13 protein-coding genes and 6 tRNA genes are annotated in these 16,593 nt (G+C 62.5%); 6 read left to right on the top strand and 13 right to left on the bottom strand.

Annotation, left to right across the window (positions count from 1 at the left end; all coding sequences use genetic code 11):
• Positions 1-8 precede the first annotated feature (8 nt).
• Together ACJRW5_RS24025 and ACJRW5_RS24020 are read right to left on the bottom strand one after the other, a co-directional pair.
• Positions 9-458, bottom strand: a complete 450-nt coding sequence (locus ACJRW5_RS24025; protein WP_277700467.1) for an Hsp20 family protein — start codon at positions 456-458, stop codon at positions 9-11.
• A gap of 278 nt (positions 459-736) precedes the next feature.
• A complete protein-coding gene (locus ACJRW5_RS24020; protein ID WP_484572992.1) occupies positions 737-1,681 on the bottom strand; it encodes a tRNA dihydrouridine synthase in 945 nt (314 codons plus the stop codon).
• Positions 1,682-1,778: 97 nt separating this feature from the next.
• Here ACJRW5_RS24020 and ACJRW5_RS24015 point away from each other — a divergent pair, with 97 nt between their 5' ends.
• A complete protein-coding gene (locus ACJRW5_RS24015; protein ID WP_484572991.1) occupies positions 1,779-2,171 on the top strand; it encodes a hypothetical protein in 393 nt (130 codons plus the stop codon).
• A 7-nt stretch (positions 2,172-2,178) separates the two neighbouring features.
• Here ACJRW5_RS24015 and ACJRW5_RS24010 read toward each other — a convergent pair whose 3' ends face one another.
• Positions 2,179-2,628, bottom strand: a complete 450-nt coding sequence (locus tag ACJRW5_RS24010) for an acyl-CoA thioesterase (protein ID WP_484572990.1) — start codon at positions 2,626-2,628, stop codon at positions 2,179-2,181.
• Between the two features lie 284 nt (positions 2,629-2,912).
• Here ACJRW5_RS24010 and ACJRW5_RS24005 point away from each other — a divergent pair, with 284 nt between their 5' ends.
• On the top strand, positions 2,913-4,751 hold the full coding sequence (locus tag ACJRW5_RS24005) for a sensor domain-containing diguanylate cyclase (protein WP_484572989.1): 1,839 nt from the start codon (positions 2,913-2,915) through the stop codon (positions 4,749-4,751).
• Here the strand turns inward: ACJRW5_RS24005 and ACJRW5_RS24000 are convergent.
• From ACJRW5_RS24000 to ACJRW5_RS23960, 9 genes are all read right to left on the bottom strand, one after another.
• Positions 4,721-5,560 carry an alpha/beta hydrolase gene (locus ACJRW5_RS24000; RefSeq protein ID WP_484572988.1) on the bottom strand — a complete coding sequence of 280 codons (840 nt, stop codon included), beginning with the start codon at positions 5,558-5,560 and terminating at the stop codon, positions 4,721-4,723. The two genes, ACJRW5_RS24005 and ACJRW5_RS24000, sit on opposite strands and share 31 nt — an antisense overlap.
• A gap of 22 nt (positions 5,561-5,582) precedes the next feature.
• On the bottom strand, positions 5,583-6,122 hold the full coding sequence (locus ACJRW5_RS23995) for a TetR/AcrR family transcriptional regulator (protein ID WP_484572987.1): 540 nt from the start codon (positions 6,120-6,122) through the stop codon (positions 5,583-5,585).
• A 291-nt stretch (positions 6,123-6,413) separates the two neighbouring features.
• A tRNA-Ala gene (locus ACJRW5_RS23990) sits at positions 6,414-6,489 on the bottom strand.
• Positions 6,490-6,536: 47 nt separating this feature from the next.
• Positions 6,537-6,612: transfer RNA gene (locus tag ACJRW5_RS23985), tRNA-Glu, on the bottom strand.
• A 48-nt stretch (positions 6,613-6,660) separates the two neighbouring features.
• Positions 6,661-6,736, bottom strand: a tRNA-Ala gene (locus ACJRW5_RS23980).
• Positions 6,737-6,785: 49 nt separating this feature from the next.
• Positions 6,786-6,861 (bottom strand) — tRNA-Glu (locus ACJRW5_RS23975).
• A gap of 60 nt (positions 6,862-6,921) precedes the next feature.
• A tRNA-Ala gene (locus ACJRW5_RS23970) sits at positions 6,922-6,997 on the bottom strand.
• Positions 6,998-7,198: 201 nt separating this feature from the next.
• Positions 7,199-8,680 carry a glutamate--tRNA ligase gene (gene gltX / locus ACJRW5_RS23965; protein WP_484572986.1) on the bottom strand — a complete coding sequence of 494 codons (1,482 nt, stop codon included), beginning with the start codon at positions 8,678-8,680 and terminating at the stop codon, positions 7,199-7,201.
• A 34-nt stretch (positions 8,681-8,714) separates the two neighbouring features.
• Positions 8,715-9,635: a LysR family transcriptional regulator gene (locus ACJRW5_RS23960; RefSeq protein WP_484572985.1), complete on the bottom strand. Its 921-nt coding sequence runs from the start codon at positions 9,633-9,635 to the stop codon at positions 8,715-8,717.
• Positions 9,636-9,740: 105 nt separating this feature from the next.
• On the opposite strand from ACJRW5_RS23960, the gene ACJRW5_RS23955 reads away from it, so the two are divergent.
• Both ACJRW5_RS23955 and ACJRW5_RS23950 read left to right on the top strand, forming a co-directional pair.
• Positions 9,741-10,790, top strand: a complete 1,050-nt coding sequence (locus ACJRW5_RS23955) for an HlyD family secretion protein (RefSeq protein WP_484572984.1) — start codon at positions 9,741-9,743, stop codon at positions 10,788-10,790.
• Positions 10,780-12,333: an MDR family MFS transporter gene (locus tag ACJRW5_RS23950; protein WP_484572983.1), complete on the top strand. Its 1,554-nt coding sequence runs from the start codon at positions 10,780-10,782 to the stop codon at positions 12,331-12,333. The genes ACJRW5_RS23955 and ACJRW5_RS23950 overlap by 11 nt, the downstream gene beginning before the upstream one ends.
• A gap of 283 nt (positions 12,334-12,616) precedes the next feature.
• On the opposite strand, the gene uvrB is transcribed toward ACJRW5_RS23950, so the two are convergent.
• Positions 12,617-14,632, bottom strand: coding sequence for an excinuclease ABC subunit UvrB (gene uvrB / locus ACJRW5_RS23945; RefSeq protein ID WP_484572982.1), 2,016 nt, complete (start codon positions 14,630-14,632; stop codon positions 12,617-12,619).
• A 245-nt stretch (positions 14,633-14,877) separates the two neighbouring features.
• Here uvrB and ACJRW5_RS23940 point away from each other — a divergent pair, with 245 nt between their 5' ends.
• Positions 14,878-16,074: an amino acid aminotransferase gene (locus ACJRW5_RS23940; protein WP_484572981.1), complete on the top strand. Its 1,197-nt coding sequence runs from the start codon at positions 14,878-14,880 to the stop codon at positions 16,072-16,074.
• Between the two features lie 315 nt (positions 16,075-16,389).
• Positions 16,390-16,465 (top strand) — tRNA-Asn (locus ACJRW5_RS23935).
• Positions 16,466-16,593 lie beyond the last annotated feature (128 nt).

Below are 16,593 nucleotides of genomic sequence, written 5' to 3'. Positions count from 1 at the left end.
TGGTGGAATCAGCTTTCCAGTGCCGGACGCTGGTTACCGATTGGAATGCGCTTGGCTTTGGCCTCTTCCGGCACGATACGCTCCAGCTCGACATTGAGCAGGCCGTTGACCAGATTGGCGCCCTTGACCTCGATATGGTCGGCCAGGCGGAACGACAGCTTGAATGCGCGCTGGGCGATGCCCTGGTGCAGGTAGCTGACGCTTTCCGCGCTGCGATCACGCTTGTTGCCAACTACAGTCAGCACGCCGCGCTCGACCTGCAGTTCCAGATCGTCTTCCTCGAAACCGGCAGCCGCGACCACGATACGGTAGTGGTCCTCGCCGTGCTTCTCGACGTTGTAGGGAGGGTAAGAGCTGCCAGCATCATTGCTACGCAGGGCAGACTCGAAAAGATCGTTGAAACGGTCAAAACCGACGGACTGGCGGAACAGAGGGGCCAGGGACAGTACGTTGCTCATGAGTATTCTCCTGAAGATTTCAGCAAGTGTCATATCGCGGAACCCGACTTCGGCATCCCGCAGTCACTTATCTGAGGTCGGTCGGAAGAATTTCAAGGCCACAAAAAATATGCTCATCACCCCCTCTTCGCGCAGGACCCAAGGCCAAGAGCTTCGCCCCGAGGCCGGGGCCCCTACATCAATAGCGCAGACATAGCCCAAGCCGTAGGAGCGGCGCCCCGCCGCGGATCATTCTACAGAGCGCCTGCAAAGCAACAGCTTCGCCCCAGGCAGGGTTCCTACGACAGGGCAAGCAACTGGTCGATGCGCTCGCAATCCTGCTCGCGACGCACCTCGGCGAACAGAGCCACAGCCTCCGGATAAGTACGGGTAAGCATCGCCAGCCACTGTTTCAGTCGCCCCGGCGCATAGCGCGGCGCCAGCTTGCGCCGCGCCTGTTGCCAGAAATCGAACAACAACGGCTGCAGCTCGGCCCAGCTCATTTCCTGCGGATCTTCGCCGGCCCTGACCGCCGCAATCTGCCGTGCCAGCCCGGGCCGGGAGACCAGCCCGCGCCCTAGCATGATGTCATCCACGCCACTGATCTCGCGGCAGCGGCGCCAGTCATCCAACGTCCACACCTCGCCGTTGGCAAACACCGGAACGCCGACCACCTCCTGCACCCGCGCCACCCACTCCCAGTGCGCCGGCGGCTTGTAGCCCTCGACCTTGGTCCGCGCATGTACCACGATCTGGCTCGCCCCGCCTTCGGCCAGCGCCCGCGCGCAATCGAGCGCCCCTTCCTTGCCCTCGAACCCCAGGCGCATCTTGGCCGTGACCGGAATCTCGGCCGGCACCGTGCGCCGCACCTCACGGACGATGGCATGCAGCAGCTCCGGCTCCTTGAGCAGCACCGCCCCACCCCGCGACTTGTTCACCGTCTTGGCCGGACAGCCGAAATTGAGGTCGATCACCGGCGCACCAAGGGTGCAGGCAAATGCCGCGTTATCGGCCAGGCATTGCGGATCGGAGCCGAGAAACTGCACCCGCATCGGCGTGCCGGCGTGGGTACGCGAACCGTTGAACAGCTCGGGCGCCAGCTTGTGGTAGGTGGCGGCCGGCAGCAGCCGTTCGCTGACACGAATGAATTCGGTCACGCACCAGTCGATGCCACCAATGCGGGTCAATACGTCGCGCAGGATCTCGTCGACCAGCCCCTCCATGGGTGCCAGGGCGATTTGCATGAGGTTATCCGGGGAAAATGGGGCGCACAGTTTAAGGGGTCGCGCGCTACGCGCAAGATCGGCGACACTGATCGCATCGCCATACGGAGCTCTTGCCATGCGTCATACCGCGCTCGTTCTGCTCGGCCTGCTGTGCCTGGGAGCGCACGCCAGCGACGCGCCCTCCAGCGCCATCGATCAGATGCCCCCGTCTCCGGCCGCCGACGCACCGGCCCGCCTTTTCGTCAGCCGCGATAACAATGCGCCGAACGCTTGCGATGTCGAGCTGTACGTCAACCAACAGGTGGTGGCAAAACTCGGCCGCGATGAAAACACCAGTCTGGATATCCCCAGCGGTGAATTGAGCCTCGCGGTGGCAATGTCGCCTGATGGCTATTGTGGCGGCCAGGGCCCTGAGGCCGCGCAATCGATACTGTTACGCCCTGGCGAAATCCGCCAATTCGCCATCGTGGTCGAGGAAAAGCAGGTGTTTCTCGCCCCCCTCGACTGACAGCGGGTCACAACTCCAGCGGATATGGCTGCAATAGCGCCTTACCATAGCCTTCGATGAACTCGGCAGGCATGCGCTTCGGACGGCCACTGGACAGTTCGATACAGACGAAAGTGGTCTTGGCCCGCAACAGGGTCGCCCCATCCTCAGGGCGCAGCAGCTGAAAGCGCCGGTCCATCTTCAAACGCTGATCGGATTCGACGATCCAGGTCGCCATCTGCAGATGCTGGCCCTCATAGGCGCTGGCGAGGTAGTCGATCTCGTGCCGCACGACGGCCATCGCACGATCCAGACGCCGGTACTCCACCAGGTCCAGCCCCAGGAACTGCGAATGGCGCCAGGCGCAACGCTCCAACCAGCTGACATAGACTGCGTTATTGGCATGTCCGAGCCCATCGATGTCTTCTGCGGTGACTTCGATATCGATGAGAAAAGGGCTGGGTAGATCCCAGGTCATGGTCGTACCTCCAGGCGTGCAGCAAAGAGTTGCGGGCGTATGCGCTATGCTGAGCGGCCATGTTAGCGAAATCACTGCGCAGCGGACGATTGTCGCGAGCTCAGGCGTATCGGGCTTGAGCCCCTTGCCAAGCGCTCGCCCCGCTTTTTCGGAGCCGCATCATACCCCGCGACGCCAAGCCACGCAGTGCTGCGCTTTCACCACCTCATCTCAAAGCGCCATAATGCGGCGCACGTGCCCGAGAGCCCGAGACCGAGCCATTGTTTGCGATCCTGCGCCTACTGATGCTTCTGCTGCTGCCCATCCTGTCTTGGGCAGGTAGCCTGCCGCTGCCGATCGGTCAGACACAGGTGCTGCCTGGGCCTTACATGCAGTACTGGAAAGACCCAGGCGGCAAGGCCGACTTTACCGATGTACGCGCCCTGCCCGACTCCGCCTGGCAAGACCTGGAACGGCGCGACGCCAGCTTCGGCTATGGCGGCAGTGCCTACTGGCTGCGCCTGGACGTGCACAACCCCCACAACCGCTCTCTCGGCTGGGTCCTGCTGATCGGCAACCCACTGCTGGACCAACTGGACGCCTACGGTCTCGACGGCGAACGCATCTACCGCGCAGGCGATCAGCGCCCATTCGCCTGGCGCTGGGTCGACCATCGGCAACTGGTCTTGCCATTGCAGGTTGGCCCCGGCGAGGAGCGTCGTATCTGGTTGCGCATGCAGACCGCAGGCTCAGCCAATCTGAGCGCCAGCCTGATGACTCGCGACGCTTTCGATCATCAGGAACAGAGCAGCCTGCTGCTGCAGGGCCTGTTCTTTGGCGCGCTGCTTGCGATGTTCATCTACAACCTGAGCATCTTCTCCATCACCCGTGATCGCAATTACCTCTGGTACAGCCTATTCGTCGCCAGCTTCGGGCTCTATCAGTTCATTCAGCTTGGTTTCGCGCTGCAATGGCTGTGGCCCAATGCGCTGGGCTGGCACCAACTGAGCTTTCCGCTCGCCTCAGCACTGGCCACGCTGTTCGGCATTCAGTTCACCTATGGCGTGCTGGAACTCGGCCAGGCGGCAAGCCCCTACCGCTGGGTCACCCATACACTCAAGGCATGCGCCTGGCTGGTGCTTGGCATGGCGCTGCTGGGCCCTTATACGCCGGCGCTGATCGGCAGCTTCGTACTGGTGATAGCCTGCGCCATAGCCGCCTTCGTCATCACCCTGCTGCGCTGGCGTGCCGGCTACACTGCCGCGCGCCTGTTCGCCCTTGGCTGGTTCGTACTGATCAGCGCCAGCCTTGCCAGCATTCTTAGCGGCACCGGCATACTGCCCTACTCGCTATTGACCCTGCATGCCCAGCAAATTGGCAGCCTGATCGAGATGACGGTGTTTTCCATCGCCCTGGCCGCGCGCATCCGCCAGACCCAGGATGCCGAACGAACGGCTCAGGCCAAGCTGATCGACCAGGAGCGCCGCCTGCGCGACGAGCAGGCGCGGCACCTGGAACTGCAAACCAGGATCAGCGAAAGCCTCGAACAACGCGTAGAGGAACGCACCGCCACCCTGCAGGACACCCTGCATCAGTTGTCCAATGCCAACCTGCGCCTCGCCGAGCAGAACCGTCGCGACGGCCTCACTGGCTTGTTCAATCGCCAGACGCTGAGCGAAGAGCTGGCGCGCGCCTGCGCCCGCGCGGTCCGCAGCCGGCAATCGGTTGCAGTCCTGATGCTGGATCTGGACCACTTCAAGCAGGTCAATGATCGCTACGGTCACCTCGCAGGTGACGCGTGCCTGCGCCATGCTGCCGGACGCATCCAGCAACGCCTGCGCAGCAGCGATCTGCTGGCCCGCTTCGGCGGCGAGGAATTCGTAGCCCTGCTCGATGGAACAGACCTGACCGGTGCGCTCGACCTCGCCGAGCAGCTACGCGACGACCTGGCCCGGTATCCCTGCCTTTACCAGCAGCACAGTATTTCGCTGAGCATGAGCATCGGTTTGTACGCCGGCGTGCCGAGCGACCCAGGCTGCGGCGAACACTGGCTCGACCTGGCCGATCGCGCCCTTTACCGCGCCAAGGCCGGCGGCCGTAACCGCGTGGTCAGCTACGAAGCCAGAACCTTCAATGGCGCCTGACGCAGATCGCCCAGTAAACCCAGTACTGCCTGCACGATAGCTGGATCGCCGAGCAGACGCTGATGCCCTCCCGCCGGCAAACGCAGCAGCTGGCTGTCGAACCAGGCTGCGTGGATCAACTCAGCCTCACCTACCGGCACGACAGAATCATCCTCTGCATGCACGATCAGCCCAGGCAGCTCCAGTTGGTAGCGCTGCACATCGAGGTGCGCGGCTGCGATGCCCGCGGTGACTTCCACCTGCCGCACGAAGTGTGCACGTGCCGTAGCCGGTAACCCCATGAAGTTGGCGAATCCTCGCAACACCCCAAGAATGCGGCTAGGCGCTGCGATGCTGACCAACGCATCGGTGCGCAAACCCATTTGAATGGCCAGCAGCGCACTGGCGCCGCCCATCGAATGACCGATCACGGCACGCAGTGGCGGCAGTTCGCTGGCAGCCTCAAGCAAGGCTCGCGCAAACAGCACGACGTTTGCTTCACGCCCCGGAGAACGTCCATGAGCAGGACCATCCAGCGCTACGACGCCGTAGCCGGCATCGACCAAGCCATGGATTAGAGAGGCGAACTGAGTTGGCCGCCCTTCCCAGCCATGCATCAACAACACCGTCGGCCCACTCCCCCAACGCAAGGCGGACAGACCGAAGCGCAGCGTGATGCGCTCAGCGCTGGCCAGCAAAGGCAGCTCCCAATCTCGCGGCGGCAGGCTGCGCGGCGTCATGAAGCGGTCGCGCAGGCGGCTGGCGATCATTTGCGGGGCTACCCTTCCCAGGGCAGCATTGACGCCACGCACCCATGTCATCTGGTTCATCATCGTCTCCTCAGAGTCTGACTCACAGCACTGCCGATTTGGCAGCACGCAACAAACGGTCGGACAACTCACCGGGCCCCAATGCCCGAGCCAGCGCCAGACCACCGACCATCAACGCCAGATCAGCCAGTGCCACATCCGCCTCCTCCGGCGCCGCACTCATCTGCGCCACCATTTGCTCCACATGCTCTACCAGGGCCAGACGAAAGCCGTCCGGCAAGTGCTCGATCTCAGCCAAGGTACTGGGTAACGGGCAGCGCTCATCAGGCTCATCGCGATGTCGACGCGACAGGTAGAAGGCTGCCAGCAGCGCTCTGCGTTCCCTGCCACCCAGGCGCTGGTCGACCTCATCCAGGCGCGCCCTGCGCACGCTGAGCAGTTGACGGAAAGCCTCAAGCATCAACGCATCCTTACTGCTGAAATGCGCGTAGAAACCGCCCACCGTCAGCCCCGCCGCGGCCATCACTTCGGCGACCGCCGGGCTCCCAGGACCGTGCTCGGCCAGAATCCGCCCAGCTGCAGAGAGAATGCGTTCACGGGTCCTGCTCTTGCGCTCGTTCATGTTCGCGACCTTTATATGACAACAATAATATTACAGTCATCATCTTTACTTGCAAGCAGCAATGCAACCACAGGTCGACTTAACCGCCACCAACGCGATACAGGAAAAAAATGGAGTAAACAAAAAGGGGCCACCTCCGAAGAGGCAGCCCCTGCGTCCCGCAAATGCGGCAAGAAAAATAGCGCCCCCAAGGGGCTCGAACCGCTGTTACCGCCGTGAACTGCGGCGTCTAGGCACTAGACGAAGCTCTTCGAACGACAAGGCCAGCACGAGGCTGGCCTTGGGTGTGATTGGTGGAGCTAAACGGGATCGAACCGTTGACCTCTTGCATGCCATGCAAGCGCTCTCCCAGCTGAGCTATAGCCCCGAAACCTTGCGGTCGGTTCGCAGCACCTGAGCGCTGCGACTGGAATATGGCGTCCCCTAGGGGACTCGAACCCCTGTTACCGCCGTGAAAGGGCGGTGTCCTAGGCCACTAGACGAAGGGGACAAAACCTTCGAACGACAAGGCCAGCACGAAGCTGGCCTTGCGTGTGATTGGTGGAGCTAAACGGGATCGAACCGTTGACCTCTTGCATGCCATGCAAGCGCTCTCCCAGCTGAGCTATAGCCCCGAAACCTTGCGGTCTGGCTGCAACGCCTGAGCGTTGCGGCTAGAATAAGTGGCGTCCCCTAGGGGACTCGAACCCCTGTTACCGCCGTGAAAGGGCGGTGTCCTAGGCCACTAGACGAAGGGGACGCAAGACCCTGATCGTGAATCGACTCACATCGATTCTGGCACTCCCGAAGGAGTCGAGATTGGTGGAGCTAAACGGGATCGAACCGTTGACCTCTTGCATGCCATGCAAGCGCTCTCCCAGCTGAGCTATAGCCCCATCTCGAGGACGGGGCGCATGTTAAGAGCGCCCCGATTGCCTGTCAACAACATTTTTCCTTCCAGCCCAAAGTTTTTGCCACTAGAACAATTACTTAGAGCCAAAGCGACAATCAAACACCGACCTAACCGTAGGGTGCGCCATGCGCACCGCGTGTTCTGCTGTTGGGCATCGGTGCGCACGCCTCACCCTACAAAGCCATCAGGCAATGCTGGCCAGCAGCTTTTCCCACTCCTTGGTTTCCTTCTTGGAGGTACCGCCGAGCAGTTCCAGCGCCTGACGCAGGCGGAAGCGGGTCAGATCCGGACCGAGGATTTCCATCGCATCTAGCACCGAGACCGAGCTGGCCTGACCGGTGATGGCCGCGAACATCAGCGGCATGGCATCACGCAGTTTAAGCTCCAGATGCTCGACCACCGCCTGAATGCAGCCGGTAATGCGCTCCTTCTCCCACTGGCGCAGCGCTTCCAGCTTCCACAGGATCAGTTGCATCAGCTGGCGCACCTGATCGGCCGAGAGTTTCTTGTGCTCGAACAACTTGGCGTCCAGGTTCAGCCCGCCGGAGAAGAAGAAGCCGGCTAGCGGCGCGATCTGGCTGAAGGTTTCTACCCTGCCCTGCACATGCGGCGCGATCTTCATCAGGTACTCGGGGTTGAGCGCCCACTTCTGCACTTCGGCGGCGAAGGTTTCCACCGGCAACTCACGTAGCCACTGACCGTTGAGCCAGGAGAGTTTTTCCAGATCGAAGATCGGCCCGCCCAGCGACACGCGGTTGATATCGAAGTGCTCGATCATCTCGGCCAGGGAGAACTTCTCGCGCTCGTCCGGCATCGACCAGCCCATGCGCCCGAGGTAGTTGAGCATGGCCTGCGGCAGGTAACCCATGCGCTCGTAGAAGGTGACGCTGGTGGGGTTCTTGCGCTTGGACAGCTTGCTCTTGTCCGGATTGCGCAGCAGCGGCATGTAGCACAGCGCCGGCTGCTCCCAGCCGAAGTACTCGTACAGCTTGATCAGCTTGGGCGCCGACGGCAGCCATTCTTCTCCGCGCAGCACATGCGTGATACCCATCAGGTGGTCATCGACCACGTTGGCGAGGAAGTAGGTGGGCAGGCCATCGGCCTTCATCAGCACCTGCATGTCCATACGATCCCACGGGATCTCGACATCGCCACGGAGCATGTCCGGTACCGTACACACGCCTTCGCTCGGCACCTTCATGCGCACCACGTGCGACTCGCCTGCGGAGATGCGCGCCTGCGCTTCGGCCGGGTCCAGATGCATGCAGTGGCCGTCGTAACGCGGGGTTTCCTTGTTGGCCATCTGCTGCGCGCGCACTTCATCAAGGCGCTCGGCGGAACAGAAGCACGGGAAAGCATGGCCCTTGCTGACCAACTCGTCGGAGTACTTCTTGTAGATCTCGCCACGCTCGCTCTGCCGGTACGGGCCGTGCGGGCCACCCACATCCGGGCCCTCGTCCCACTCGATGCCCAGCCAGCGCAGGGAGTCGAAGATCTGCTGCTCGGACTCGCGGGTCGAACGCAACTGATCGGTGTCTTCGATGCGCAGGATGAACTGGCCGCCATGCTGACGTGCGAAGCACAGGTTGAACAGTGCGATGTAGGCAGTGCCGACATGGGGGTCGCCAGTCGGCGAAGGCGCGATACGGGTACGAACGGTGGTCATGAATGCTCTCGGATGGAAGACACGAGGGGGTGAATCAAGCAGGCGATGTTATCAGGCTGACCGCCCCTGGCTCCAGCAACCCGCCACGGGTAATCGGCAAGCTGGCGATCAGAAAATCCAGGAAGGCCTTGACCTTCATCGCCTGGAAACGCCGCGACGGATAGATCGCGTATACCTCGCCCACCGGCAACCGCGCCTCGGGCAGCAACTCGATCAGGCGTCCGCTGCGCACCGCCTCCTCGCTGATCATCACCGGCAGCCCGCAAATCCCGGCCCCGGCCAGCGCCGCTTCACGAGCGAAGGTGATGTTGTTGCAGGTCATCACCCGCTGACAGGGCAGGTTCTCTCCCAGCAGCGGCCAGTAACGCGGGGCATCGTGCTGCAGCAGGATTGCCCGGTGCCCTTCCAGATCAGCCACGCTGCGCGGCATGCCATGCGCCGCCAGATAAGCAGGACTGGCACACAGGCGCCGGCCGCTTTCGAACAGCTTGCGCGCAATCAGCGTGGAGTCCTGCGGCTGGCCGACCAGGATGGCGATGTCCACGCCCTCCTCCAGCGGATCGACCAGGCGTGAGGTCAACTCCACCTCGGCATTGATCTGTGGGTACTGGCGCATGAACTCGCCCAACACTCGCCCGAGAAACAGCTGGCCGAACTCGATCGGCGCAGTGATGCGCAACAATCCAGAGGGCTCACGCTGTAATTGCATAACGGCCTGCTCGGCCTCAGCGAAGTCGAGCATGATCTGCCGGCAACGTTCGTAGTAAGCCTGGCCCACTTCGGTCAGGCGCAACTTGCGTGTGGTGCGGTTGAGCAGGCGCACGCCAAGACGCTCTTCGAGCAAGGCGATGCGCCGGCTCACCGTGGATTTCTGCATACCCAGGCTGGTGGCGGCCTGGGTGAAGCTGTGGCATTCCACCACCCGGGTAAAGATCAGAGCGTCATCCAGCCCCATGATTGTTCCTCATAAGCAACAAAGCATGCCAAGGCTAGAGTCTACTAGCACAAAGGGAACGCTGTTAAATTTGCTTACACTTCCTCGACGCCTTCTGAGCCCCGCATGCCCGCCAAACTGCAACGCCGCCTCCTCGTATTCGTGATCCTGCTGGCACTGATTGCCGCCGCCCTGCTCGCGCGCTGGCTGCTGGTCGGTCGTTACCACGAGAGCACCGACAACGCCTACGTGCAGGGCGAAATCACGCGCGTCTCCAGCCAGCTCAACGCCCGCATCGAAAAAGTGCTGGTGCGCGACAACCAGCATGTGGAGGCCGGTCAGTTGCTGGTCGAACTGGAAAACAGTGACTTCCGCCTGGCCCGCCAACGCGCCCTCGCCGCCCTGGAAACCCATCAGGCCGAACGCGCCCAGGCGCAAAGCAAGCTTGATCAGCAGGCCAGCCTGATCGCCGCCAGCCAGGCCGATGTCGCCGCCAGCCAGGCCACGCTGGACCGTTCCAAGCTGGATCTTGGTCGTGCCCAGACCTTGCGCAAGCCCGGCTATGTGTCCGAAGAGCGCGTCACCACCCTGGCCGCCGACAACCGCGTGGCACGCTCGCAAGTGGCCAAGGCCCAAGCCGACCTGCAGGCACAACGTCAGCAGGTAGCCAGCCTGGAAGCCGAACTCAAGCGCCTGGACGCCCTGATTCTCTCCGCCCAGGCCGACCTGGAGCAGGCCGAGCTCAATCTCTCGCGCACACAGATTCATGCGCCGATCAGTGGCCTGGTCGGCCAGCGTTCGGCGCGTGAAGGCCAGGTGGTACAAAGCGGCGCTTACCTGCTGTCGCTGGTGCCGGATCAGGACATCTGGGTACAGGCCAACTTCAAGGAAACCCAGATCGGCCGCATGCGTCCGGGGCAGAAGGCCGAGCTGCTGTTCGACAGCTACCCCGACACGCCCATCGAGGGCCGCATCGACAGCCTGTTCGCCGCCTCCGGCGCGCAGTTCAGCCTGCTGCCGCCGGACAATGCCACCGGCAACTTCACCAAGGTGGTGCAGCGCATCCCGGTCAAACTGACCTTCGCCGCCGACAACCCACTGCAAGGCCTGATCCGCCCCGGCATGTCGGTAGAAGTCACCGTGGACCTGCGCAGCGACGAACACCATGGCGGGTGATGCACTGATCCGAGCGACGGAGGAACCCAGCCGCCGCGACTGGATCGCCGTGATGAGCGCCATGCTCGGCGCCTTCATGGCGGTACTGGACATCCAGATCACCAACTCCTCACTGAAGGACATCCAGGGCGCGCTGTCCGCCACCCTCGAGGAAGGCTCATGGATCTCCACCTCCTACCTGGTGGCGGAAATCATCATGATCCCGCTGACCGCCTGGCTGGTGCAGCTGCTCTCGGCGCGGCGCCTGGCCGTCTGGGTTTCGGTGGGTTTTCTGATCGCCTCCTTGCTCTGCTCCATGGCCTGGAGCCTGGAGAGCATGATCGTGTTCCGTGCGCTGCAGGGCTTCACCGGCGGTGCGCTGATCCCATTGGCGTTCACCATGACGCTGATCAAGCTGCCCGAGCATCACCGCGCCAAGGGCATGGCGCTGTTCGCCATCACCGCCACCTTCGCCCCGTCCATTGGACCGACGCTAGGCGGTTGGCTGACGGAGAACTGGGGCTGGGAATACATCTTCTACATCAACGTGCCGCCTGGCCTGATCATGATCGCCGGCCTGCTCTACGGTCTGGAAAAGAAGGTGCCGCACTGGGAACTGCTGAAGACCACCGACTACGCCGGCATCCTCACCCTGGGCCTGGGCCTGGGCTGCCTGCAGGTTTTTCTCGAAGAAGGCCATCGCAAGGACTGGCTGGAATCGCAGCTGATCGTCGGCCTCGGCAGCGTGGCGCTGGTCAGCCTGATCCTGTTCGTCATCCTGCAGATTTCCCGCCCCAACCCGCTGATCAACCTCGGCGTACTGCGCGAACGCAACTTTGGCCTGGCCAGCATCTCCAGCCTGGGGCTGGGCGTCGGCCTGTACGGTTCGATCTACGTGCTGCCGCTGTACCTGGCACAGATTCAGAACTACAACGCCATGCAGATCGGCGAAGTGATCATGTGGATGGGCGTGCCGCAGCTGTTTCTGATTCCGCTGGTGCCCAAGCTGATGAAGGTCATCTCGCCGAAGTGGCTCTGCGCCCTGGGCTTTGCCCTGTTCGGTGCGGCGAGCTTCTTCTCCGGCGTGCTCAACCCGGACTTCGCCGGCGAGCAGTTTCAGCACATCCAGATCATCCGCGCGCTCGGCCAGCCACTGGTGATGGTCACCGTGTCGCTGATCGCCACTGCCTACATCATGCCGCAGGATGCCGGCTCGGCCTCGAGCCTGTTCAACATCCTGCGCAACCTCGGCGGCGCCATCGGCATCGCGCTGCTCGCCACCCTGCTCGATGCGCGGGCCAAGGTCTACTTCGACTACCTGCGCGAATCCATCGTGCCGACCAACCCGCAGGTGGAGCAGCGCCTGCAGCTACTGACGCAAACCCTGGGCAGCGAACAGGCCGCACTGGCCAGACTGAGCCAGATCGTTCACGAACAAGCCACCATCATGGCCTACAACGATGCCTTCCATTTCATCGGCATCGCCCTCGGGGTGAGCATGCTGGCGATTCTGCTGACGCGAAAGTTGCCGCAGAACATGGCGGGTGGTGGCGCAGGGCATTAACGCCAAAAGCAAAGGGTTCGCCCCGAGGCGGGGCTCCTACACAAATACCGCAGGCACCGCCGCCTCCCTGTAGGAGCGGCGCCCCTCCGCGAATCGCCCGACAAAACACCGCAAAAGCAAAAGCTTCGCCCCGAAGCGGGGCTCCTACACAAATGCCGCAGGCACCGTCAGACCTGTGGGAGGGGCTTCAGCCGCGACTGTTGCCGCTACGACTGCATGGATGCAGGAGGTAGAACGAAGCCGGATGCCAGAGTCGAAAGCGCCTCCCACACTCACTGGCACATCACACCTGCAACAACCGATCGCGCAACTTCTGAATCTCATCACGCAACTGCGCCGCAGCCTCGAACTCCAGGTCGCGCGCCAGGGCATACATCTTCTCTTCCAACTGACGAATGCGCTTGGTGATCTCGCTCGGCGAGCGCAGTTCGTTCTCGTAGCGGGCGTTCTCCTCCGCTGCCTTGGCCATGCCCTTGCGCTTGTTGCTACGCGCGCCCGGCACCACCGCGCCTTCGAGAATGTCCTTGACGTCCTTCTGCACCCCCTTGGGCACGATGCCATTGGCCTCGTTGAAGGCGATCTGTTTCTCGCGGCGGCGCTCGGTCTCGCCGATGGCACGCTGCATCGAACCGGTCATGTTGTCGGCGTAGAGAATCGCTCGGCCGTTGAGGTTACGCGCGGCACGGCCAATGGTCTGGATCAGCGAGCGCTCGCTGCGCAAGAAGCCTTCCTTGTCCGCATCGAGAATCGCCACCAGTGACACCTCGGGCATATCCAGGCCCTCGCGCAACAGGTTGATCCCCACCAGCACATCAAAGGTACCCAGACGCAGGTCACGAATGATCTCCACCCGCTCCACCGTATCGATGTCCGAGTGCAGGTAGCGCACCTTGACGTCATGGTCGCCCAGGTAATCGGTCAGGTCCTCGGCCATACGCTTGGTCAGCGTGGTGACCAGCACGCGATCACCCGTCGCCACTCGCAGGCGAATTTCCGACAGCAAATCGTCGACCTGGGTACGCGCCGGGCGCACTTCCACCTCGGGGTCGACCAGGCCGGTCGGGCGCACCACCTGCTCGACCACACGCCCGGCGTGCTCGCCCTCGTAAGGGCCGGGCGTGGCGGAAACGAAGATGGTCTGCGGGCTCGCCGCCTCCCACTCCTCGAAACGCATCGGCCGGTTATCCAGCGCCGACGGCAGGCGGAAGCCATATTCCACCAGGGTCTCCTTGCGCGAGCGGTCACCCTTGTACATGGCGCCAACCTGCGGCACCGAGACGTGGGACTCGTCGATCACCAGCAGCGCTTCGTCCGGCAGATAGTCATACAGCGTCGGTGGCGGCGCTCCCGCCGGGCGCCCCGACAGGTAGCGCGAGTAGTTTTCGATGCCGTTGCAGTAACCCAGTTCGAGGATCATCTCCAGGTCAAAACGGGTGCGCTGCTCCAGACGCTGCGCCTCCACCAGTTTGTTCGCCCCGCGCAGGTATTCCAGGCGCTGCTGCAGCTCGGCCTTGATGTGCTCCACCGCCTCCAGCAGGGTTTCCCGCGGGGTGACGTAGTGGCTCTTGGGATAGAAGGTAAAACGCGGCAGCTTCTGGATCACCTCACCGGTCAGCGGGTCGAAAGCGCTGATGCTCTCTACCTCGTCGTCGAACAGCTCGACGCGGATGGCCTCGAGATCCGATTCGGCCGGGAAGATGTCGATCACGTCGCCCCGCACACGGAAGGTGGCGCGGGCGAAATCCATGTCGTTACGGGTGTACTGCAACTCGGCCAGACGGCGCAGCAACGCGCGCTGGTCCATCTTGTCACCGCGGTCGAGGTGCAGCACCATTTTCAGGTACTCCTCGGGGCTGCCCAAGCCGTAGATCGACGACACGGTGCAGACCACGATGACGTCCTTACGCTCGATCAGCGCCTTGGTCGCCGACAGGCGCATCTGCTCGATATGGTCGTTGATCGAGGCATCCTTCTCGATGAAGGTATCCGACGACGGCACATAGGCTTCCGGCTGGTAGTAGTCGTAGTAGGAAACGAAATACTCCACCGCGTTGTTCGGGAAGAACGCCTTGAACTCGCCGTACAGCTGCGCGGCCAGGGTCTTGTTTGGCGCCAACACCAGCGTCGGCCGCTGCACCTTGGCGATCACATTGGCTACAGAGAAGGTCTTGCCCGAACCGGTCACCCCCAGCAGCGTCTGGTGCGACAGGCCGGCCTCCAGCCCCTCGACCATCTGCCGAATCGCCTCGGGCTGATCACCGGCAGGCTTGAAGCGGGTCACCAATTGAAAATCGGACATGCAGCACCTCGACAAATAGCTGTGACGCATCCGTTCAGACTGCGTCAAAAGCCATGAATTGCGGGGCGAGCTGGCAATAGTGCCAAGTAGAGTCGAATTACCTGGCAAAAGGCCTTAATTCAGGGCATTGCGCTGTCGCCCCCTGGATTCAGGGCCGTTATACTAACGCCCCGTTTACGCGCTCCCTAGCGCTTTCGTTGGGGACGCCTGGCCACCCACCCCTCACTCGAGTTGCCGCACCCATCATGAGTCTCTTCTCCGCCGTCGAAATGGCTCCGCGCGATCCCATCCTGGGCCTCAACGAAGCATTCAACGCTGACACCCGCAGCACCAAGGTCAACCTTGGCGTCGGTGTCTACTACAACGAAGAGGGGCGAATTCCGCTGCTGCGCGCCGTCGCAGAAGCGGAAAAAGCGCGCATCGAGGCCCACGCACCGCGTGGCTACCTGCCGATCGAAGGCATCGCCGCCTACGACAAGGCCGTGCAGGAACTGCTGTTCGGCAAGGGCGCAGCCCTGATCGAGACCGGTCGCGTCATCACCACCCAGGCCCTCGGTGGCACTGGTGCCCTGAAAATCGGCGCCGACTTCCTCAAGCGTCTGCAGCCGGACGCGACCGTGGCCATCAGCGACCCGAGCTGGGAAAACCACCGCGCCCTGTTCGAGTCCGCTGGTTTCACGGTGCAGAACTACCGCTACTACGATCCGTTCAGTAATGGCGTAAACCGTGGCGGCATGCTCGAAGACCTGCGCAATCTGCCAGCGCGCTCCATCGTCGTGCTGCACGCCTGCTGCCATAACCCGACCGGCGTGGACCTGCAACTGGAAGACTGGAAGGCCGTCCTGGAAGTACTGCGCGAGCGCGAGCACGTGCCCTTCCTCGATATCGCCTACCAGGGCTTCGGTGACGGCATCGAACAAGACGCCGAAGCGGTGCGCCTGTTCGCCGAATCTGGTCTGGAGTTCTTCGTCTCCAGCTCCTTCTCCAAGTCGTTCTCGCTGTATGGCGAACGCGTCGGCGCCCTCTCGCTCGTTACCAGCAGCCGTGAAGAATCGACTCGTGTGCTGTCGCAACTCAAGCGCGTGATCCGCACCAACTACTCCAACCCACCGACCCACGGCGCCACCGTGGTCGCCAGCGTGCTCAACAGCCCTGAGCTGCGTGCCATGTGGGAAGCCGAACTGGGCGAAATGCGCGACCGCATCCGCAGCATGCGCCTGGCCATGGTCGAGCAACTGGCGGCACTGGGTGCCAAACGCGACTTCGGCTTCGTCGCCCAACAACGCGGCATGTTCTCTTACTCCGGCCTCACCGTAGAGCAAGTGGAACGCCTCAAGGAAGAGTTCGGCATCTACGCCGTCGGCACCGGCCGCATCTGCGTCGCCGCGCTGAACAAAGGCAACCTGGATAGCGTCACCCGCGCGATTCACGCCGTGCTGTAAGCCTCTGCGATAAACAAAAGCGCCGGCTCATAAGCCGGCGTTTTTGTCACCGTAGGAGCGGCGCCCCGCCGCGAATCGTTCGACAGAACACCGCAACGGCCAAAGCTTCGCCCCGGGGCGGGGCTCCTACGGAGACACCGCAGGCACCGCAGGCACCGCCAGGCCTGTAGGAGCGGCTTCAGCCTCGATCCACCACTGCCGTCGCGGCTAAAGTCCCTCCCTCGCGCCAACACCAATTCCGCCGAATTATCCCCACCAGAGGTCACCACAAAGTGTTGACTTCCCCTTTTTAATCAGTAACATACGCTCCGTTGTTCCGCGATAGCTCAGTCGGTAGAGCAAATGACTGTTAATCATTGGGTCCCTGGTTCGAGTCCAGGTCGCGGAGCCAAATTTGAAAACCCAGCCTAACCGCTGGGTTTTTTATTACTTCGGACTCTCACCAGGGACTGCGTCCCAGGTTATTCGCTTCGCTCACCCCTTCGGGGCCGCGCTGAAGCGCGTTCAGCTGCGCTGTCG

This window comes from Pseudomonas pichavaramensis (assembly GCF_050473265.1).
Taxonomy (GTDB): Bacteria; Pseudomonadota; Gammaproteobacteria; order Pseudomonadales; family Pseudomonadaceae; genus Aquipseudomonas.
Note: the sequence above shows the minus strand (reverse complement) of the source record. Positions and strands in the feature narration are given on the sequence as shown.